Genomic DNA, 20,327 nt, shown 5'->3' on the forward strand with positions numbered 1-20,327 from the left:
TGCATTCTTTACCAGCATTTTTATCACCCCAAACTCATTATACCGCATTTTCTCCCTTTATACGAGAAAAAGGCCACCAATCGGTGACCTTTTTCGACAGGCTGAGCGGCCGCCTGTGGGCGGCCGCTTTTATTTAATTAATAGCTTTGAACCATTTCCATGACGATCTGTTCCCAGCGAATCAGGTTCTGGACGTCATAGCCGGCGGAGCTGATGTCCTTGAGCACCATGTCAAAACTGCACCCGTTCCGCTTGCAGGCGGAGAGGATACGGCCGATCTCCTTGCGCAGCGCATCTTCGTCGAGATGGCCGGAAACCGAAGATGGATTAGGCTTGTTCGCAATCACATAACGATTGCCAATTACCTCCGCGGCGTTGTCGATATCTGCCCACGGCGTGATGGAAATCTTGCGCAAATGCGGAATTTGCTCGAGAATATCGATCTTTTTGTCGAGCGGTTCACAGCAGCCGTAATAGACCAGTCCAAACGGCTCCATGATTTTCTTCATATAAGCGATATCAAATTCCTCGTGCATGTCCTTCACACCGAAGCAAAAATCTACGCCATTCCGCGGCCCCAGATCTGACTGCGCTTAACCGGCCCTCCGTCGTATTCGCCGGGCAGCGTACTGTTGAGCGCTGAAGTGCAATGGATTTGAAGCGGATCCATCTCAAACAGCCCAAGCTGTTCCAGCTGCTCATTCAAACTCTCATAATACTCCGCCATTTTGGACACGATGCGATGCGTATGCTCCGGGCGTTCCACCAAATCGATCAGAAGCGGCCTCCACATAAGCACGGGCAAGTGTTCTTAAAATCTGTACATCCTTTAACAAAAAGGGCACCTCATTTCTTTGAATATCAAATATACTTTATTCTGAATCTTTAATCTTTTATCCTTTCCCTGCTTTTCACACCAACCAAAGCACCTGTGCATATTCTGTTGGAAGAGGGAAAGGACGGAACCGCTAGACACGGCCTGTCCGGGCTACGGCCCTCCGCGCGTCAAACACGCGGAAACCCGACCAAACCACAACGGAAGGATGGTTTTTGGAGTGAAAGTGTATCAATGCTCTCCCGACTGTGGGAGAAACTGCTGCATTCCTCCCTGCTGCCCCATTCCCGGCCCGGTAGGTCCCACAGGCCCAACCGGCCCGACAGGGCCAACCGGACCGCAGGGACCCATGGGGCCCATGGGATTGATGGGACCGCAGGGTCCCGCTGGTGCTGCTGGAGCCGCGGGTCCTGCGGGAGCGACGGGTGCGACTGGTCCTACCGGTGCCACGGGCGCGACCGGTCCTGCCGGCGGCCCGGCTGGGCCCACCGGTGCAACAGGTGCGACCGGCGTAACCGGCGCTACAGGTGCCACGGGCGCAACAGGTGCTGACGGCGCGACCGGCGCCACAGGTGCCACAGGTGCAACAGGCGCTACCGGTGCGACCGGTGCGGATGGTGCCACCGGTGCGACTGGCGCCACCGGCGCGGATGGTGCCACCGGCGCGGATGGTGCCACCGGCGCCACAGGCGCAACGGGTGCCGATGGTGCCACCGGTGCCACAGGCGCAACAGGAGCTACCGGCGCGACGGGCGCAACCGGCCCAGTGACGGTGGGAAGTGCCGTTACCAACCTCGCGACTCCGAACAGCGCCACAACAGAAGAAATTGCCACGACGCTGAACAGTTTGCTCGATTCTCTGCGCGCCGCGGGCATTATTTCCTCCTGATTTTGGGCGTTTTTCCCGCTGATATCTAAGAACGGTGCTTTCCCCGGCCGACAGGGCCATGGGAAAGCACCGTTTTTCATTTAAAATTTCCACTCCCGGAGCGTATCCGGCATCAGCGGTTAATACCCTATCATCGGAATGGATTCCGGCACACGGGAAACCGGAGGCTCTTCTCCGTTTTTCACGCGGTAAATCCTCTGCGAGCTTTCTTTTACCGCCTCCATCAGCTCAGGGTATGGCTGCATGCAGCAATCCACCAGGCCAATCTGATAGTTTTCTCCGTCAAAGCGTCCCAGACAGAACTGGTCGTTGTATTGGAACCAATGCGCTCCCACACAGTAAGGATGGGCAGCCGCCTGTTCCACATAATACCGCCACATGGCTGCGCGCTCCTCCTGATTCTTTACCCCCTTCAGTCCAGTGGCTGTGGGGCCGCGATCGAGCGCGCCGCTGTGGAATTCCCCGATCAGGATCGGCAGATCGACTCCGGCGTTCTTGACGAAATCCATTGCCTTCGTGGGATCAAACGCATAGCAGTTGAGGGAAAACACATCGAAATACTCCCAGCCCTGCATCATATCGAGGTTATTGGCCTGCGACCAGCGCAAACCAAGATTGAGATGGTTCGGATCCTGTTCCCGGCAGGCCAGAGACGGAACCCGGATATACTCAACAATCAGGCGGCGGGAGAATTCCCTCAGATCGGCAGCGGATTGGGGATACCGGTGAGAACAGTCCTCCAGCGGCTGTTCCAGAGCGTCAAAGCCTGTAAACGCCGTCCCCCAGCTCTGATTGAGCGCGTCGGCCGTTCCGTACTTTTCACGCAGGAAGGCGATCAGCTCTCTGCGGCAGAAGGTCTGCGCCGGATTGCGGAGCACCTCATCCGCCACACACAGATTTTCCACAAAGTTAAACTCGGGCTCATTGCGCAGAAAGTAGCCGATCAGCATCCGATCGTCCTTCCAGTCCGCGAGCTGGCGGGCATAGCGAAGCGAATTTTCCTGATACTCCGGTGAGAACACATCCGGAAAATCGCGGAAAATCAGAGTCTCCGTGATCGGGAAACCGGCAAGCTCCTGTACATACGGAATTTTGGACGGGGACTCCAGCCGCAGATCGGAAAAATTCCCGCGTGTATTCAGGCCATGGTTCATCAAAAGGCAATGCGCCAGCTCTTCCCATTTTGCTCTCCACGCACTGCCGTACACACGCTTGAGATTGACAGCCGGGAAATTTACCATCTTGAAATGATCGACCGGCATATACGCCGCCCTTCTCGAGCTGCCGGTGCGGAAAAATTCCGCATACTCCGGATCGTCCTGCGGCAGCCAGTCAAAGCACTTCTCAAAACCGTCAAAACGGCCGTCCTCTCCGGCATTGGTACAGCATGGGCCGAGGGAGAAGAAATCACACCCTGCCGGATCGGTGATATGCCATCTGCCGTCATCCGTCTTGCAGGTGGAGAAAAAGCCGGTTCCCTCTTTCAGTTTTCTGCCGCTATCTCCTCCCCACTCGTTCCATTCCGGGAAGGGATAAGCGGCCTTCCCTTCCTGCCCGTGGAGAGCGGCTTTGAGCTCTTCCAGAGAATGGATCTTTCCGGGCCATTCCTTGTCCTTCCACTGGCCGAATTCATCCACCAGTTTCTTCTCCGGCACGGGAAATTCCGTGGGGGCTTCATCCGTCGTATAAAAGCCGGAAAAGCGGACCTTCACATCGTGGAAAGCATCTTCCATTCCCAGCTCAAAGCACGCTACCTCCTCACGCCGGACACGCTGTCCATGCACAACCAGCTTGAGCGTTCCCGGTGTCCGGTTGGTAAAAATCGTGCGGTTATCCAGCAGATCCAAATCCAGACAGATCCTCGTGGCCAGATGGGGCAGCAGACCAAAACGCATGCCAATGCGCGGTTCCTGTTCCCCCTCCCGGTAGCAGCGGAACATCATAGCGGCGGAATGATCCTCAAGTATCTCCACCTCACCGACCAGATACCGCTCCTTCGTTTCCAGAAGCTGCGGGACAGTAATCCCGCCGCCCGCTGCGCCAAGAAGCACCGTGCAGCTGTTCTCCTCCACCTGGATCCGGTGGGCATCGCGTTCCTGTGAACGTCTCCAATCAATTTTCACTTTGTTTCCTCCCTTCACCCGCCGTGCGGGTATCCTCCCCAGTCTCCGGGGAACAGCTTCATTATAGGAATCCAAAAACAAAATGACAAGGCCCTGCTGAAAAAAGCAGAAAAAATAGTGAGATCCATCAAACCGTTAAAGTGGTTCAATACTATAAAAAAGCGGGACAATAATGCAAGCATTCGAAAAAATTTTGATGTAAGATGAAGAAAAAAGCGGATCACCCGCATAACCGGAAAGGATCACAGACCATGAAACTGCAATACAACAAGGACACCTTTCTGCTTGACGGAAAGCCATTCCGCATTCTTTCAGGCGCCATTCACTATTTCCGCGTCCCAGAAGCCTATTGGGAGGATCGCCTGCGCAAGCTGCGGGCCTGCGGCTTCAACACCGTGGAAACCTACTGCTGCTGGAACCTGCATGAAAAGCAGGAGGGAAGCTTCGACTTCTCCGGGATGCTGAATATCCGCCGTTTCCTGGAAACGGCGCAGAATGTGGGCCTGTATGCCATTGTGCGCCCGGGACCGTTCATCTGCGCGGAAATCGACAACGGCGGCCTTCCCTACTGGCTGAACCGCTTCCCCATGCGCCTGCGGTGCTCCGATCCGCTCTTTCTGGAAAAAACGCGGACATATTTTGCCCGGCTTTTTGAGGAGCTTCGTCCCATGCTGGCAGAACAGGGGGGAAATATCCTGGCCCTGCAAATCGAAAACGAGTACGGCAGCTATGGAAATGATGCGGACTACCTGCGTGCTTTGGCCGGCATGTACCAAGAAAACGGGGCTCAGTGCCTGTTTTTCACCTCAGACGGCCCAACCGACTTTATGCTGACCTCCGGCACGCTCCCCGAGTATCCGGCCACCTGCAATTTCGGCAGCCGGGGCGCGCGCGCCTGGGAGACGCTGCAAGCCCAGCATCCCGGCCAGCCCTTCCTCTGCACGGAATTCTGGGATGGCTGGTTTGATCACTGGGGCGAGCAGCACCACACCCGTTCCGCCGCCGACACCGTGGCCGCGATGGAAGAAATCCTTGACCAGAACAACGGGAACGGAAACATCAGCTTTTACATGTTTCACGGCGGAACCAACTTTGGTTTTACGGCAGGGGCCAACTTTGAGGAGGAATACCAGCCGACCGTGACAAGTTACGACTATGACGCGCCGCTGAGCGAATGCGGCGACATGACGGAAAAATATCATCAAATCCGCCAGGCGCTTGAAAAGCGCTACGGAAAGCAGGAAAACCTGCCGGAAGTGGAGAACTGCCGGAAAGCAGCCTACGGAACCGTTTCGCTGACGGAAAAAGCCGGACTGTTTGAAAATCTTGACGTTCTCTCCTCCCCTGTGCATTCCCCTCTCCCGCTGACAATGGACGAACTGGGACAGCCTTCCGGCTTTGTTCTCTACTCCACACAGCTGCGCGGCTCCTTTACGGGAGAGCACAAGCTTTCGCTCGACGGTCTGCACGACCGGGCGCTGATTTATGTGGACGGCGCTCTGCGCGGGATTCAGGAATCCTTCCGTCCTCGCCATGACGATGTTATTCTGTCGTTTGATCGCGAGCACGCACCCCGGCTGGATCTTCTCGTGGAAAACATGGGGCGCGTCAACTTTGGCCGTCACATTGGAGAGCACAAAGGGCTGACCGGCGTGCGTGTGGGACAGGTGCATCACAGCGGCTGGGACTGCCGCCCGCTCCCGCTTGATGATCTCTCCGGCCTGCGCTTTGCAGGAGCCGCTCCCGGACAGCCCACCTTTTACCGGGGCAGCTTTTCCATCCAGGACGAGCCATGCGACACCTTTGTACGGCTGGACGGCTTCACCAAGGGATGCGTGTTCATCAACGGCTTCCATCTGGGCCGCTACTGGAACGAGCAGGGTCCCCAGAAAACGCTGTATCTGCCCGCCCCGTTCCTGCGCTGTGGGGAAAACAGCCTGATCGTGCTGGAGCTGGAGGGAACAGACCGCGAATGGATCACCCTCACCGATCACCCTGATCTCGGATAAAGGAGCCTTGGAGCGATCCATGCACCAACCCACAAGAGGCGTATCTTGCCTTTTTTCACCAAAATGTTATCATAATTGCAGCCATTTCTCATAGTAAGGGAGGAACTAACTGCATGAAGGAGTTTCGTGTGGCTCTGCTGCAGCTTCTGCCCACAGCAACGGCAGAGGGCAATCTGGAAAAGGGAAAGGAAGCCTGCCGGCGCGCCGCGCAGGCAGGGGCTGATCTGGCTCTGTTTCCCGAAATGTGGAGCAACGGCTACCGCGTGGAAAACCCGGAACAGCTTGCGGCGGAAGCCATCCGCGCGGACGGGGAATTTGTGACCGCTTTTTCCGATCTGGCACGCGAGCTTTCCATGGCGATCGGCATCACATTTCTGGAGGAGTATGAGCCCGCGCCCCGCAACGCCCTGCGTGTGTTTGACCGCACGGGAAAACTGGTGCTCTCCTATGCCAAATGCCACACCTGCGCGTTTGACAGGGAGCGCTTCCTCACACCCGGAAACGCCTTTCCTACCGCCGCGCTCGATACAGGACACGGAGAGGTACAGATCGGCGCGATGATCTGCTACGACCGCGAGTTCCCGGAAAGCGCGCGGCTTCTAATGCTGGGCGGGGCGGAAATTCTTCTGGTGCCGAACGCCTGCCCGATGGAAATCAACCGCATTTCCCAGCTTCGCGCCCGCGCTTACGAAAACATGGTGGGCATTGCCACCGTCAACTATCCCCATGGCCAGCCGGACTGCAACGGCCATTCCACCGCCTTTGACGGCATTGCCTACCGTGAGGGGGACCCTGCCAGCCGTGATACGCTGGTTTTGGAGGCAGGCGAAGCAGAAGGCGTATATCTTGCCTCCTTCCCTCTCGCGGAGCTTCGCGAATACCGTGCCCAAGAGGTTCACGGCAATGCATGGCGGCGTCCCGCGCTCTACGCACCTCTGCTGTCAACCGAAAAGCATCCCCCGTTCCTGCGGGACACACAATAAAAACAGGAATTTTCTGGTTTTCTGCAATTATTTTGCGGAGTGACTGGAACAAACGGGGAAAACATGGTAAAATGATGCTATATGAAGAGTTTCCCTGCCCGACAGGCGGAACCGTAAAGAATGGGAGGTATTATTCATGTTCAAAGCAACAGGGCGGCGGCTTCTGGCTGTGCTGCTGCCTCTGACGGCGCTTCTGTATCTCTTCGCCCCCGGAACGCCGGCCACAGCCGCAAACACCATCCCCACCGTAGTCTTCGTGGGTGAAGCCGACGTTTCAGCCGGCGGCTACTGGCGAAGCAGCGGTGTGGAGGGCAACCAGGACAATTACAACATTCGCTACGACGCGGCAAGCGGAACGCTGACCCTGCGCAACGCTGTAATTTCCGGCACCTCCTCCAACGCCGCGGAGCTGGCCTCTATCTACGCGAACGGTGATCTGAGGATTCAGCTGGAGGGCAACAGCGTTGTTTCCGGCTCTTCCCGCTCCGGATGGGACTGCTATGGCATTTACGCAGCCGGCAACATCACCGTATCCGGCAGCGGATATCTGCGGATCGCCTCCGGCTCCTCCAGCGGATACCTGAGCTGCGGTACTTTTGCACAGGGAAGCGTCCAGATCCAGGGCGCCACACTGGATACCTCCGGCGCCTCCTCCCTCAATGGAGAAAGCGTGGGCCTTTCCGCCGCACAGGGCCTGACCATTTCCAACGGCACCCTCAAAGCCATCGGCGGCACGGCCAACACCAGCCACGGTGTACGGCTTGAGGAAGGAGAACTCAATGTCTCCGGCGGTAAGGTGGAAGCCTCCGGCGGCAAAGCCTCTGACGGGGAAAGCGCCGGCATCCATGTTCAGTATGGCGTCACCCTGTCCAACGGCACGCTCTCCGCATGGGGCGGCCAGTCGGTCAGGGGCCGCAGCGCCGGCATCTGCACACACAACGGCGATGTCACCATCACCAACGGCACCCTTTCCGTCTCCGGCGGAACGGCCAAGGAGGAAAGCGATGGTTTCTATGTGGCCAGCGGTGAGTTCCTTCTGAAAAACGGAACGGTAAAAGCTTCCGCGGATCGTGCTGCCTCCAGCTTCGGCATTGCAGTTGCCAACGGCAGTATGACGATGGAGAAGGGAACTATAGAAGCAACGGGCGGTACCGCCACCCTGACAGCAAGCGCTGCCGTATACGCCAACGATTCGGTCGTCCTGAACGGAGGCAGCCTCAAAGCCTTTGGCGGATCGGCCACAAAGGGTGAGAGCTACGGTGTGCATGCACAGGACTCTGTCTCTGTAAACTCTGCGGATGCTTCTCTGGAAGCCTCTGCGGGAGATGCCGTGGATGCAAGCCGCGGTGTCTGTGCTTCCTCCGGCGGCGTTACCCTTCTCGGAGGCACTCTCAAAGCGTCCGGAGGCCACGTTACATCCCGTACGGGAGAAAGCTGCGGCGTCTGCACTCCCCAGGGAAGTGTGGAGATGGGAAATCTGCAAAGCACAAATACAAACAACAGCACAAAGGGAATCGCTGTGATGGAAGCCAGAGGCGGCGTATCCTCCGGCAACAGCTACGGTGTGCATGCTGCCTTTGATGTCATGGTTCGCGGCGGTACGCTCACCGCTACGAGCAGCAGCTCCTCCGGCAGCGCCGGCATTCACGCCTCCACGATTTCCCCCGGCTCCGGCAACGGCGGCGTTGTCTACACGGATAAGCTGATGGCCTCCACCGTGGGCGGCTTCCTGCTGTTCACAAACGGCAGAGGCTCTGTTGTGGGCTCCGTTGAGCTCTCGCAGGATCTGGATATCCCGTCCGGCTCCACGCTGAGCATTGCCAAGGACGGAATGCTGACGGTTGCGGATAATGTTTCCCTGACCATCAACGGTGGACTGGAAGTCAACAAGGGCGGTATTTTCGCCAGCGGCGGCAAAACTACCAACAATGGTCTGCTGACCAACAACGGTACCTTTGATATCCGCGCAAACACCACCTTCCTCAACAAGGGAACCATCAACAACACTGCCGATATGACAAACGACGGCGATATCACGAACGACACGGGAGCCACCATCTCGAACAGCGGCACGCTGATCAACAACGGCGCCATCGCGAACAACGGCTCCATCCTGGTGCGCTATGGCAGCGACTTCGACAACAATGGAACCGTGACCAACAACGGCTCCCTGAGCAACAGCGGAACCATCGACAACTCCGGTGTAATCAGCGGCACACTTCCGAGCGGCGGCGGCATCGTCAACGGCAACCGTCCGGGCGGCACTGCTCCTCAGGTATCCTTCATCAGCGATACCACCTCCGACGTGGCGATCAACAACTCTTACCAGTTTCGCATCACCTCCATGACGGGTGCTACCCCTGTTATGACGCTCAGCAATAACCATTTCCGTGTGGAACTGGCCTCTCAGAGCGGACGCGATTACTACTTCAAGGTATATGTCGTCACGCCCGGCCAGAGTGCAACTGTATATCTCAACGGCAAAAAGCTTGTCAACGTCACCACCGCACAGTCGGTGATCAGTGACACCACCTCTCCCTTCCAGGTGAAGAAGGGGGCCTCGTATCAGTTCCGCATTACGGCTGGCAGCATGCCGACCTTTGTGGCCGGTTCTCCGTCGTTCCGTGTGGAGTATGCGGGAAACAGCGGCAGCAACTATTTCTTCAAGGTGTATGCCATTGGTAATCCCGGAGACGCATGTGGGTTCTATGTCAACAAAGCGCCCACTCCTGTAGCAGTGGGAACTGTTTCCTAAAGCCTGACTGATACAAAACCAAGTCAAAAAAGCCCGTTCTGGTTTATTCCAGAACGGGCTTTTCGTTTCTTCCAAGTAATTTTTATTTTTTCCGGACCGCGTCCACCATTGTCAGACCGGTCTCATAATCCAGCTGACGTTCCTCATAATCATTTTCCGACTGGCGGGTATAGCCGGTATCGCTCCACGCCGCATCGGGAGCGTCCTTTCGCCACGGGCGGCGGCGCCAGTAGTAGCCGCGGAATGGATCACGCGTGCGGTTCATATTGTCCAGGATCGCGTCATGCAGGCGGCAGATCCGTTCATAGCAGGCCGGATCATCGATTCGGTTGACCATTTCCAGCGGATCCTCCTGCAAATCATAGAATTCGTCCTGAGACAGCAGGTTCAGGCTCAGCTTATACCGGCCGTCAAAAACAGCGCGCATCGGCTGGAAGCCGCCGAACCCGTCATGATCCACCTCATAGCGCCCGAACTCCATAAAACAGAACTCATTCACGCGCTCCTGCTCTCCGCGTGCCTGCGGCAACAGGCTTTTCCCGGCAAACACGGGAGGCTGCGGAATACCGAAGAGCTCAAACACCGCCGGGGCCAGATTGATATGCGAAACAGGGGCATCGCTGACCGAACCGGAGGCAATCCCCGGCCCTCTGATAAACAGCGGGACCCGCGTGATCTCATCATAAGCCGCTGGGCCCTTGCCGCTCAGGCAATGGGATTCGAGGAAATCTCCATGGTCCGAGGTATAGATGACCACGGCATCCTCACCCACATACGTATCCACCGCGTCAAGCACGCGGCCAATCTGAGCATCCACAAAGGAATTGCAGCCGAAATAGTAGGGCGCCTTGATCCGTACCGCGCTTCTGTCCTTTTCCTGTCTTCCGCCCGCCCAGACCTTTTGGTAATCCGGCTTTCCCTCCAGCGTATCCTCTACATTCCTGGAACGGGGGAACTCAAAATCGCGGTACTGCTCCCAATATTCCCGCGGGCAGAGATAGGGACCATGCGGCTCATCGTAGGATACGCACAAAAGGAAATTTTCCTCCTGGCCATGCTCCTGCAAAAAGCGCACGGCCCGGTCCGAACAACGGAAGGCATAGGTAAAGGAAGGGGAAATCTCCGTCGTCTCCATGGTGGAGGTGCGCCTGGAAGCCACCCGCTCCTCAGGCGTCAGCTCTTCGAGATAATTGCGCATATCGTACCAGTATTCCGGATCCCAGCCATCCGGACAGTGCCCCAGCCCGAAATAATCGCCGCCATCCAGATGCCATTTCCCGATATAGGCAGTGTGAACTCCATGATCCTGCAAACGCTGGCCGATGGTGTGCACATCAGCGGAAAGCGCGGAGGAATTGGTCCAGCTGTTGCACGAATGGGGATACAAGCCTGTGAACAGAGCACAGCGCGCCGGCTGGCAGACCGGTTGGGTGGTGTATGCCCGCGAAAAACGCATGCCCTGCGACGCCAGACGATCCAGGCACGGGGTTTTCAGGCCTGTGGGAACATTGGCATTTACCATATCATACCGCTGAGAATCTGTCATGATAAAAATAACCTTTGCCATGCTTTTCCTTCTTTCTTTTCTTTTTCCGCCAGAGCAGAAAGAATTTCCGTAAAATGACTCCGATCGAGCCGCTTTTCTCTAAGGATAGCATAATAAAAAATTTTCCACAATACAATTTTTTTCATTTCTTTTATGAATAAAAAATGAACTCTTGATCCTTTTTTTGCTATACAGCTCTTGATCTTTTTTTGTAATTGTAATAAATTATAAATTGATCCTTTATTTATAGTGTAAAATTGTACTGCACGACAACAATTAAAACTTTTGTCAGGTTTCCCTGAATATCCAAAAGCAGGAGGTATGCTTCATGCAACGGCAAACGATACGCCGCCAGCTAAACACCGTAGCCGCTGTGGTGATCCTCAGCTTTATTGCCGTAGGGATCCTGACCGCGCATTTTCTCACGGAGATTTTGATCAGCAAAAACGTAGAATACACGCAGTACACCACAGATAAATACGCGCAGGAGGTCCGCTATATCCACAACAAGGCACAGGCTGTGATGAACTTTCTGCAATACAGCACAGAGATCCATACCTATTTTGAGCAGGAGCAAACCTCCAATGAATACGCTATTTACCGCGATATGGATGAATTTCTCACAAGCGTATATCTGATTTACCCGGAGCTGGACGATATCGCCCTTCTTGGCAGAAGGCAGGACCGGACCAAGCTGCGTGAAGGGGATATTCAGACGATGCTGGAGCGTTATAAGGACAAACAGCAAACCTCCTGCGTTGGTATTTTTATTCAGCAAGACGACGGACAACCCAGCACCCCGTGGAAATATGAAGTGCTGGCCTTTGTCTCCAATCTTTACGGTACCTCCTTTGATAACAGCTATGCCAAGCCTGTCGGGCAATGTATTCTGACCATTCGCATCGACGAGCTGATGTATGAGGATTTGGATCAGGGGGAGACCAGCTTTTTCCTGGTTGACAGCCATGGGATAGCCGCGCCGCTCAACGCAAATGCCAAAAACATCGAGACGCTTCCGCAGGAAATCTCACAGGTCCCCTTTGAAGGGGAAAAAAGCGTTGGACAGTATCTTTTAATCTCTAAACAGATTGAGGGATGCGATATCCGCATTGTAAGCTGCACAGATAAAAACAGCCTGCTTTCGGACGTCGGCTACATGCAGAGTCTGCTCTTTTTGATCTGCGGGATGTCCGTCGCTCTGCTGTTTATCACCCTGATTCTCATTTACCGCAGTCTCGTGCGCCCGATTTACGCGCTGCACTACTATATGCATGAGATCACAAGCGGAAACTACACACACATCAAGAAAAAAATCCATGTCAACGGCAACTGGGAAATGCAGGAGCTCGCCACGGACCTAAACGCCCTGATTGACGAATTTGAACTTCGTTCCCATCGCTTGTTTGAAACAACGGAGCGTATGTATGGTCTGGAGATTGAAAAGCAAAAAGCGGAGATTTCCTTCCTCCGCAGCCAGATCAATCCACATTTCCTTTACAACTCGCTGGAAACCATCCGCGGGCTGTGCAACCGGAATGGTCTGTTCGCCGCTTCCAACATTGCCACGGCGCTGGGCAAGATTTTCCGCTACAGCATCAAAGGAGGAAGTACTGTCAAGCTGCGGGATGAAATTGAGGCTGCCAAGGCGTACATCGGCATCCAGGCAGCCCGCTTCTCCGACAAAGTGCAGGTCATTTATCACTTCGAACCCAACACCCTTGAAGTTCCCGTCATTAAAATGATTTTGCAGCCCTTGCTGGAAAATACCTTCAAATACGCGGTGGAGCAGCGCAGCGAACAGACAATGCTGTATATCTCCAGCTCACTGATCGACGATGCCCTTGTGATCACGGTGTATGACGACGGAGAGGGAATTCCCCCGGAACGTCTCGCGGAGCTCCGCGCGCAGCTGGAAGCTGCCCAGACCTTCAGCGGTACAAGCGACCACATCGGCCTTTGCAACGTGCATCTTCGGATCCGGATGATGTATGGCCCTCCGTACGGGCTTACCATAGAAAGCACACCGAACGAGGGAACAAAGGTAACACTGCGGCTTGCCCCAAAGCTGCCTGAAACACCGCAGCTGCCGCAATCAGGAGGCGAAACAGATGCTTGAGGAAGCAAAACGCATCGTTCTTGTGGACGATGAACCGGGAGTTCTGGAATCCATCCAGACCGGAATCGACTGGGAAAAATTGGGAACACGGATCTGCGGCGTTTTTACCGATGGAAAAAAAGCGCTGGATTATATTGAGGAAAACCCGGTGGACATTGTCATCACGGATATCACCATGCCCTCATTCAACGGTTTGGAGCTCTGCTCCCGTGTGCAGGCTCTGCGGCCCGAGGTAAAATTCATCATCATCAGCGGGTACGCCGATTTTGCCTATGCGCAGAAATCCATCCGCTTCGGCGCGCTTGGCTACTGTCTCAAGCCTGTGGACTATGAAGAGCTGCAGGGATACATCCGCAAGGCGGTGCAGCCCTCCTCCAACGGGCAGGACTGTGATCCGGAGCTTGTGGAGGCGCTGTATGAAAACGATGTCCCGCGCCTTTCCAGAATTTTGGAAAGCGAAGGTCTGGAAGAACCCATCTATACCGCTGTATCCATCGGCAGGACTCCTCTCAAGCACCTTTTCGACGGTCTGTGCCAGCCCCTGGGCTACCATGAGCATCTTTATCTCTTCCGCCAGCCTCCCAAAGAGATTCCAGAAAGGCTGCTGGAGGATTCGGAAGTGGATGGGATCTCCATCAGCACGCTTCCGGTGAAGTTTTCCGATTTGCAGTCTGCCGTTTTTCAAAATCTCTACGACAGCTGCCAGTTCTTCTTTCACCGGGAATCGCGCGTTTTTCGCACGCATGCCGTCTACCTGGAAGGCGTTCAGCAGGAAATCTCCCCTCTCCTCTACCAGCCCGCTGCTCTGCGCACTCTTCTTCTGTCCTGGTCGGGCCAGCTTTCGCACATCTCCCAGGCCCTGGACATTTACAATTATATTTTCTGCCATCTTGGCATTGATCTGGAGATTTACAGCTATCAGCAGCTTCTCTCCACCTACCGCAGCTACGAAGAGATGGTCGCCGGGATTATGGAGGCCATGACGCCGGACGTGGAAAAGGAGATCAGTGAGGGCGGCTACAGCAGAGGCTTTTTGAAAATCATCAAATATATTCATGAGAACTATTCGACCGATATCTCCACCGCCGACATTGCCAGAGAATTCAATATGAATCCAAGCTATGTCAGCCAGCTTTTCAAAAAAGAAACCGGAAACACCATCGTCAAATATCTGACTTCCCTGCGCATGCAGAAAGCGGAAGAGCTTTTGCAGTGCACGGATCTTCCGGTATCTGCCATCAGCGACGCCTGCGGCTTCAATGATTATTTCTACTTTATCAAGCTCTTTAAAAAGCACACCTCCTGTTCTCCCAGCCAATACCGCAGAAAACTGGCCGGCGATCCAAACGACACGGAAGCTTCAAAAGAATAAGTGGTATGATAAAGATAGAGCCCCTGTGATGGATATGGAGCTTATTGCCAATCCATCACGGGGGCTTTTGTATGGATTGATCTAAAAAAATTCCCATATGCATTTCAAATTATGACAAAACTATGAATAAGACAACGAAAATTGGACTTTCTTTAGAATATTATGAACAAACTAAAAAATATCCATAAAGAAAATTTGTATTGCAAATCAAAAAAACCATACCGTTTTTTTCGTGCAAATAGTATAATTCAGATAAATCAGAGAGGTGATGAATGTGAAAAAAGCTGCTGCGGTTTCTAACATGCCAACCAACAAATGGGCCCGCAAATGGAAACAAATCCGAAGCGACAAGCTGCTCTATCTTCTGCTTCTCCCCGTCATCGCATGGTACTTGATCTTCGCGTATCTTCCGATGGGCGGCCTGTCCCTCGCTTTCAAGAGCTTCCGCTACGACATGGGACTCTGGGGCAGCCCATGGATTGGATTTGAGCACTTTTCCAAAATGTTTGAAGACAAGGACTTTTGGAATGCGCTCAAAAACACTCTGGTTTTTGCCGCGGGCAAAATCTGCATCCTCTTCCCCATGCCCGTGCTTCTGGCCGTTCTTCTCAATGAGATGCGAGCAAACAAGACAAAAAAGTTTTTCCAGACCGTCTTTACCTTCCCGCACTTTATCACCTGGGTTGTGCTGGCCGGTATCCTCATTAACATGTTCGGCAGCAACGGTATGGTAAATGCCTCCCTCTCCGCGCTTGGCCTTCAGAAAATTTCACCGCTTTCCGACTCAAGTATGTTCCGTCCCTTCATCTGGCTTTCCGCTCTGTGGAAAGAAATCGGATGGGATTCCATCATTTATCTCGCGGCCTTTGCCGGCATTGACCCCGGACTGTATGAAGCAGCCAGCATCGACGGCGCAAACCGCTTCCAGAAAATGATCCACATTTCCTGGCCGGGCATCCGCGGCACCGTCGCCATCATGTTCATTCTGGCAGTCGGCAGCCTGATGACGAGCGGCGCAAGCTTTGATCAGGTGTTTAACCTCTATTCCGAGCCTGTATACAATGTGGCCGACACACTGGACACCTTCGTTTATCGCAGCTCCTTCAGCATTGGAACCAACTTTGGCTACACCACGGCTGTCGGATTCCTCAAATCTGTTATCAACGTTATTTTGATCACGATCACCAACAAGATTGTGACCAAAACCGGTGAATCCGGACTGTTTTAAAGAAAGGGGAGTTCGGCGTGAAAGCATCCAAATCTGTCCGCAAAAAACGCGGCATCACCGTGTTCGACGTCATTCTGATTGTCATCCTCGGCCTGATGAGCCTGATCACCATCTATCCGTTTTACTACGTTCTGATCGTGTCCTTCTCCAATGTCAACGCCTTCGGAAACCATGTTCCCTACCTGCTTCCGTATGTGATTGATTTTGAAGGCTACAAGGTCATCTTCGCAGATTTTTCCTTCCTGCAGGCCTTCTTTAACTCCGTTTTCGTCACCGTGGTCGGCTCGCTGCTCAACATGCTGCTGTCCATCTGCGGTGCATACGCACTCTCGAAAAAACGTCTGGTCGGCCGTGGACTCTTCCTTTCCCTGATTCTCTTTACCATGCTCTTCAGCGGCGGCCTCATCCCTTACTACCTCGTGGTCAGCGGAATGGGACTGACCAACTCCCTCTGGTCCATGATTCTTCCGACCGCCATCAATACCTTCTATCTGATCATCATGAAGAACTATTTCGTCTCCCTGCCCCCCAGCCTGGAGGAAGCGGCAAAGATCGACGGAGCGCATGATCTGACCATCCTGTTCCGCATCATTCTTCCGATTTCCATGCCGTTTATTGCCACCTTCTTTCTCTTCTATGCTGTGGAGCGCTGGAACGAATGGTGGAACGCCCTGCTGTTCATCAATGAAAAAGCCAAGCAGCCCCTTCAGATCTACATGCGCGAACTGCTTGTCAGCTTTAACAGCGCGCTGGCTCAGCAGGCAATCTCCGTGATTTCCCAGAACCAGAAAGCGAACTTCCAGTCTATCCAGATGGCTACCATCGTGGTCTCCACCGTTCCGATCCTGTGTGTGTACCCCTTTATCCAGAAGCACTTTGTCAAAGGTGTGATGGTAGGGTCCGTCAAAGAGTAATCTTTCTTCGCTTCCCCGGCAGACTTGCTTTATCATAACCGTTATTTAGAAGAAGTAATTTTATTTGCAAAGGAGAATTTGCTATGAAAGTCAAAAGAGCAACCGCAGCGATCCTGTGCGCCCTCCTGGCCGCTTCCGCGTTCGGTGCATGCACCTCGCCCGCTCCCGCTTCCTCAGGCGCTTCCCCGGCTTCGGGCAGCACCTCTCAGGATGCCGGCGGATCCGGTGATACGGCTTCCGGTGAGCCGACCGAAATCACCATCGCTTACTGGGATGTGGAAAAGGGTCTCTCCGGCGGCGAAAATGACAAGCTCCTGCAAAAAATCCAGGAGGATACCAACACCATCCTCAAGCCGCTGAACATCACCTGGGACGACTACCGCCAGAAAATTCAGCTGTGGGCTTCCTCCAATCAGCTCCCCGACGTATTTGCAATCGACGTGATCGGTTCCTCCTTCTACTACAACTGGACGGAGCAGGGCGTCGTGGCGCCGCTGCCCGAGGATCTCTCCGCTTATCCGGCTCTCGAGGAATACATGTCTTCTCCCGATATCGAGGCTCTCCGCAAGGAAGATGGAAAATTCTACACCATCCCCCGCACCACCTGGGCGGAGATCCGGCAGAGCGCAACCGAGCGCAAGATGTTCTACCGCTGGGATCTCGCACAGGCGGCAGGCGTCACCAAGGAACCCGAAACCTATGAGGAATTCCGCGATATGCTGCGCAAGATTATCGAAGCCGATCCGGAGGGAAAATCCATCACCGGCATGACGGTTTCCATTCCGCAGCTGCTTGACAGCTTCTTCATGCCTTACGGTGTGCCGCTGGGCATGGGCGACGGCTCCGGCAGCGACTTCAAATGGATTGAAAAGGACGGTCAGTATGTTCCCGCCTATTTTGCAGGCGACCTGAAAGCCGTTTTCCAGCTTGCCCGTGACATGTATCAGGAAGGAACCATCGATCCCGATATCGCGCTGGCCAAGCAGCAGCTTTCCGAGGATAAGTTCCTGCAGGGAAGCGTATCCGCCTACTACGCCAACCAGCAGTCCGACAATCTCGCCCAGAAGTGGAACGAGGTCAACCCCGACAAGAAGTTTGAGGACTGTGTAAAGCTGGCCAAGCCCTTCCCGGGCCTTGACGGCAACACCACCTGCCCTGTGTTCAAGACCTACTGGTCCGAATCCTACATTTCCGCACAGTCCGCCGATAAGATGGACGCCATCCTGAGACTGTACAACTACTATCTTGAAAACGACGAAATGGTCCGCTACGGCTTTGAAGGCGAGGATTGGAAAAAAGAGGGCGACAGCATCATTCAGCTCAATTCCGACATAACCAATACCTATCCTGTCACCAACATTGGCGGCCTGGCGCAGTATGCCAACTGGCATAATCTCCAGCTGACCGGCGACGCGGAGAGAGATGTTTACCGTCAGATCGATATCGACTACTGGAACCTCATCGACGAAACCTGCACGGTTCCGGAGTATGAGCCGAGCTACACCAACCTCTCCACTCCCACCAAAAACGAGTTCATCATCAAGCCCGCGGAAGATCTGCTCACCATTATGACCGGCACAGAGTCTGTTGATAAGATGTATGACGATCTGATGGCTTCCTATGAGAGCGAAGGCCTCTCCAAGATGATCGAAGAAGTAAACGCCAAGATTTCTGAATAAGAACAAGCTGAAGGCATCCTCCTAAAGACAGTGCGGGCCGGTTTCCAGTCCGCACTGTTTCCCTTGGAAGCCTGAGATTGACCACAATCCATCTCCAGCATTGCCGGAAAGGCCCGGAGGCGGGGCAGCTTTTCCGCCTGCTTCTTGCCGCTTTGGGAAGGGCCTTCTGCATATTCTACTATTTTCTATTTTGATGAGGTGTTGTTATGAAAGGATTCTGCACAGCACGGGAAGAGTGGCTTTTCCCGGATCAGGAACTGGCCGAGCTGCCCGAGAGCATGGAGCTCCACATGGCGCAAAACGGAAAGGAGGCCCTTCGCCTGCTTCTTCCGCTGGAAAGCGGTTCCCTTTCCCTCTCCCTTGAGGGCGCGGACGAATTTGATACGGAATGGTTTGAAATGATCGACGTGGGCGTTGGGTACAACGAGACGGAAAAGGAAGAACAGGACGGGATGTTCGTCATCACCGAAAAGGAATACGAGAAGCCCGACTACTGCACCCGCAAGGCTCCTTTCCGCGTCTATGAGGCTCTGCGTCCCCTGCACACTCTCAGCATGGAGCCGCGCGGCGGCCGCTGCGCCCTGTACCTCACCCTTTCTCCGAAACCCGGCACGGCTCCCGGGACACGCAAGCTGGTGCTGCACGCCGGGGATTATACCCTTTCTCTGACCGTGCGGGTCTATGGTGTGACCATCCCCGAGGAAACGCTGCATGTCACAAACTGGTTCAACCTGGACAACATCGCGCTGTTCCACGGCATCGAAATGAACACGCCCGCTTATTTTGACATGCTGCGGAAGTATGCCCGCGCCATGCGCCGCACCCGCCAGACGCATTTCTTCATCTCGTTCGATCCGAAAAAAGCGCTGGTATCCAAAAATCCCTACCGCTTCGATTTTTCTTACCTCAAGCCCATCATCGAGATCTTCTTCGAAGAAGGCTTCCGTACCATGGAATTCGGCAACTTCGGAACGAAGCACGATAACCTGTTTACCGATGAAATCAAATGCGCGGCGGATCCCTCCGTTCCGCTTTCCTCCGACGAGGGCTATTATCTGACACTCGCCATGGCACAGTCCCTTGCGTCGTTCCTGGGAGAAAACGGCTGGCGCGATAAGACAATCTTCCATATCTTCGATGAGCCGGACGTCCATATCTCCTCTCCCGAATCCATGGAAAAGCGCAAGCAGCAGTACCTGCGCGTGGTCAGTATTCTCCGGCGGTATTTCCCCGGCTGCCGCACCATCGAGGCGGTCAAGACCACACAATTCAAAGGCGCTGTGGATATCTGGGTACCGCTGACGGCCAACTACGAAGAATTCCGTGAGGAATACGACAAGATGTCCGCGCTGGGAGACGAGGTCTGGTGCTACGTTTGCTGCGTCCCAACCGGCCGCTGGCTCAACCGTTTCCTGGACATTGATCTGCTTCGCTCCCGTCTGCTGTTCTGGGGCTGCTCCCGCTTCGGCCTCAAGGGTTATCTGCACTGGGGCTTCAATTACTGGCCGCAAAAGAACTTTGATCCGTTTGAGGAATCCAACGCGCCGAACGAGCCGTTCAATGGCATCTATCCCGCCGGAGACGCTTACATCGTCTATCCGGGCGGTGAGGACGGGCCGTGGCTCGGAAACCGTCTGGAAGCGCAGAGACGCGGCGCGGAGGATTTCGAGCTGCTGGCTCTGCTGAAAGAAAAGAATCCGGACGCTTATGAGAAGGTGATGCAGAAAACCTTCCGCACCAACACCGATTATGAGCTCTCCGCGGAGCACTTTGAGGAAACGCGCCGCGAAATCCTTGCCCTGCTGGAAGCTTGCTGACAGCTTTTCAAACGCTTACCACATAGACCTCCTGATAAATCTCCCTAGCTGAAAATATCCC

General features: G+C 54.5%; 14 protein-coding genes. 10 read left to right on the top strand and 4 right to left on the bottom strand.

The features are described 5' to 3' along the window. Window positions 1–137 precede the first annotated feature (137 nt). Both B5F35_RS02805 and B5F35_RS02810 read right to left on the bottom strand, forming a co-directional pair. Window positions 138–536 (bottom strand): uroporphyrinogen decarboxylase/cobalamine-independent methonine synthase family protein, encoded by a 399-nt coding sequence (locus tag B5F35_RS02805; protein ID WP_087237882.1) that lies wholly within the window; start codon window positions 534–536, stop codon window positions 138–140. Between the two features lie 23 nt (window positions 537–559). Continuing rightward, complete coding sequence (locus B5F35_RS02810) at window positions 560–799, bottom strand: hypothetical protein (RefSeq protein ID WP_140401126.1); 240 nt, start codon at window positions 797–799, stop codon at window positions 560–562. Window positions 800–1,055: 256 nt separating this feature from the next. On the opposite strand from B5F35_RS02810, the gene B5F35_RS02815 reads away from it, so the two are divergent. After that, a complete protein-coding gene (locus B5F35_RS02815; RefSeq protein ID WP_206423999.1) occupies window positions 1,056–1,724 on the top strand; it encodes a hypothetical protein in 669 nt (222 codons plus the stop codon). Window positions 1,725–1,843: 119 nt separating this feature from the next. On the opposite strand, the gene B5F35_RS02820 is transcribed toward B5F35_RS02815, so the two are convergent. Next, window positions 1,844–3,847 (bottom strand): beta-galactosidase, encoded by a 2,004-nt coding sequence (locus tag B5F35_RS02820; protein WP_140401127.1) that lies wholly within the window; start codon window positions 3,845–3,847, stop codon window positions 1,844–1,846. A gap of 251 nt (window positions 3,848–4,098) precedes the next feature. Between B5F35_RS02820 and B5F35_RS02825 the strand changes: the two genes are divergently transcribed. The 3 genes from B5F35_RS02825 to B5F35_RS02835 all read left to right on the top strand — a co-directional run bounded on the left by B5F35_RS02825 (window position 4,099) and on the right by B5F35_RS02835 (window position 9,594). Beyond that, window positions 4,099–5,856, top strand: a complete 1,758-nt coding sequence (locus tag B5F35_RS02825) for a glycoside hydrolase family 35 protein (RefSeq protein WP_087237888.1) — start codon at window positions 4,099–4,101, stop codon at window positions 5,854–5,856. Window positions 5,857–5,969: 113 nt separating this feature from the next. Next, entirely contained in the window at window positions 5,970–6,839 is an 870-nt protein-coding gene (locus tag B5F35_RS02830; RefSeq protein ID WP_087237890.1) for a carbon-nitrogen hydrolase family protein, read from the top strand. A 136-nt stretch (window positions 6,840–6,975) separates the two neighbouring features. After that, window positions 6,976–9,594 (top strand): beta strand repeat-containing protein, encoded by a 2,619-nt coding sequence (locus tag B5F35_RS02835; RefSeq protein ID WP_087237892.1) that lies wholly within the window; start codon window positions 6,976–6,978, stop codon window positions 9,592–9,594. Window positions 9,595–9,676: 82 nt separating this feature from the next. Here B5F35_RS02835 and B5F35_RS02840 read toward each other — a convergent pair whose 3' ends face one another. Next, the gene (locus B5F35_RS02840) at window positions 9,677–11,161 is read right to left on the bottom strand and encodes a sulfatase-like hydrolase/transferase (protein ID WP_140401128.1); all 1,485 of its coding nucleotides are present in this window, start codon (window positions 11,159–11,161) and stop codon (window positions 9,677–9,679) included. A 307-nt stretch (window positions 11,162–11,468) separates the two neighbouring features. Here B5F35_RS02840 and B5F35_RS02845 point away from each other — a divergent pair, with 307 nt between their 5' ends. The 6 genes from B5F35_RS02845 to B5F35_RS02870 all read left to right on the top strand — a co-directional run bounded on the left by B5F35_RS02845 (window position 11,469) and on the right by B5F35_RS02870 (window position 20,266). Next, window positions 11,469–13,256, top strand: a complete 1,788-nt coding sequence (locus B5F35_RS02845) for a sensor histidine kinase (protein WP_087237894.1) — start codon at window positions 11,469–11,471, stop codon at window positions 13,254–13,256. Next, entirely contained in the window at window positions 13,249–14,628 is a 1,380-nt protein-coding gene (locus tag B5F35_RS02850) for a response regulator transcription factor (protein WP_087237896.1), read from the top strand. The genes B5F35_RS02845 and B5F35_RS02850 overlap by 8 nt, the downstream gene beginning before the upstream one ends. Before the next feature lie 301 nt (window positions 14,629–14,929). Next, on the top strand, window positions 14,930–15,856 hold the full coding sequence (locus tag B5F35_RS02855) for an ABC transporter permease (RefSeq protein WP_087238141.1): 927 nt from the start codon (window positions 14,930–14,932) through the stop codon (window positions 15,854–15,856). Between the two features lie 17 nt (window positions 15,857–15,873). Then, complete coding sequence (locus B5F35_RS02860; protein ID WP_242969374.1) at window positions 15,874–16,770, top strand: carbohydrate ABC transporter permease; 897 nt, start codon at window positions 15,874–15,876, stop codon at window positions 16,768–16,770. Window positions 16,771–16,853: 83 nt separating this feature from the next. After that, window positions 16,854–18,449 carry an extracellular solute-binding protein gene (locus B5F35_RS02865; protein ID WP_087237898.1) on the top strand — a complete coding sequence of 532 codons (1,596 nt, stop codon included), beginning with the start codon at window positions 16,854–16,856 and terminating at the stop codon, window positions 18,447–18,449. A 206-nt stretch (window positions 18,450–18,655) separates the two neighbouring features. Further along, window positions 18,656–20,266: a DUF4091 domain-containing protein gene (locus tag B5F35_RS02870; RefSeq protein WP_087237899.1), complete on the top strand. Its 1,611-nt coding sequence runs from the start codon at window positions 18,656–18,658 to the stop codon at window positions 20,264–20,266. Window positions 20,267–20,327 lie beyond the last annotated feature (61 nt).

The organism is Anaeromassilibacillus sp. An200 (assembly GCF_002160025.1).
Taxonomy (GTDB): Bacteria; Bacillota; Clostridia; order Oscillospirales; family Acutalibacteraceae; genus Caccousia; species Caccousia stercoris.

Coding starts and splice junctions, on each gene's coding strand:
- B5F35_RS02835 (WP_087237892.1), top strand. CDS start 6,976: ATGTTCAAAGCAACAGGGCGGCGGCTTCTGGCTGTGCTGCTGCCTCTG.
- B5F35_RS02850 (WP_087237896.1), top strand. CDS start 13,249: ATGCTTGAGGAAGCAAAACGCATCGTTCTTGTGGACGATGAACCGGGA.
- B5F35_RS02825 (WP_087237888.1), top strand. CDS start 4,099: ATGAAACTGCAATACAACAAGGACACCTTTCTGCTTGACGGAAAGCCA.
- B5F35_RS02855 (WP_087238141.1), top strand. CDS start 14,930: ATGCCAACCAACAAATGGGCCCGCAAATGGAAACAAATCCGAAGCGAC.
- B5F35_RS02845 (WP_087237894.1), top strand. CDS start 11,469: ATGCAACGGCAAACGATACGCCGCCAGCTAAACACCGTAGCCGCTGTG.
- B5F35_RS02805 (WP_087237882.1), bottom strand. CDS start 536: ATGCACGAGGAATTTGATATCGCTTATATGAAGAAAATCATGGAGCCG.
- B5F35_RS02865 (WP_087237898.1), top strand. CDS start 16,854: ATGAAAGTCAAAAGAGCAACCGCAGCGATCCTGTGCGCCCTCCTGGCC.
- B5F35_RS02870 (WP_087237899.1), top strand. CDS start 18,656: ATGAAAGGATTCTGCACAGCACGGGAAGAGTGGCTTTTCCCGGATCAG.
- B5F35_RS02840 (WP_140401128.1), bottom strand. CDS start 11,161: ATGGCAAAGGTTATTTTTATCATGACAGATTCTCAGCGGTATGATATG.
- B5F35_RS02830 (WP_087237890.1), top strand. CDS start 5,970: ATGAAGGAGTTTCGTGTGGCTCTGCTGCAGCTTCTGCCCACAGCAACG.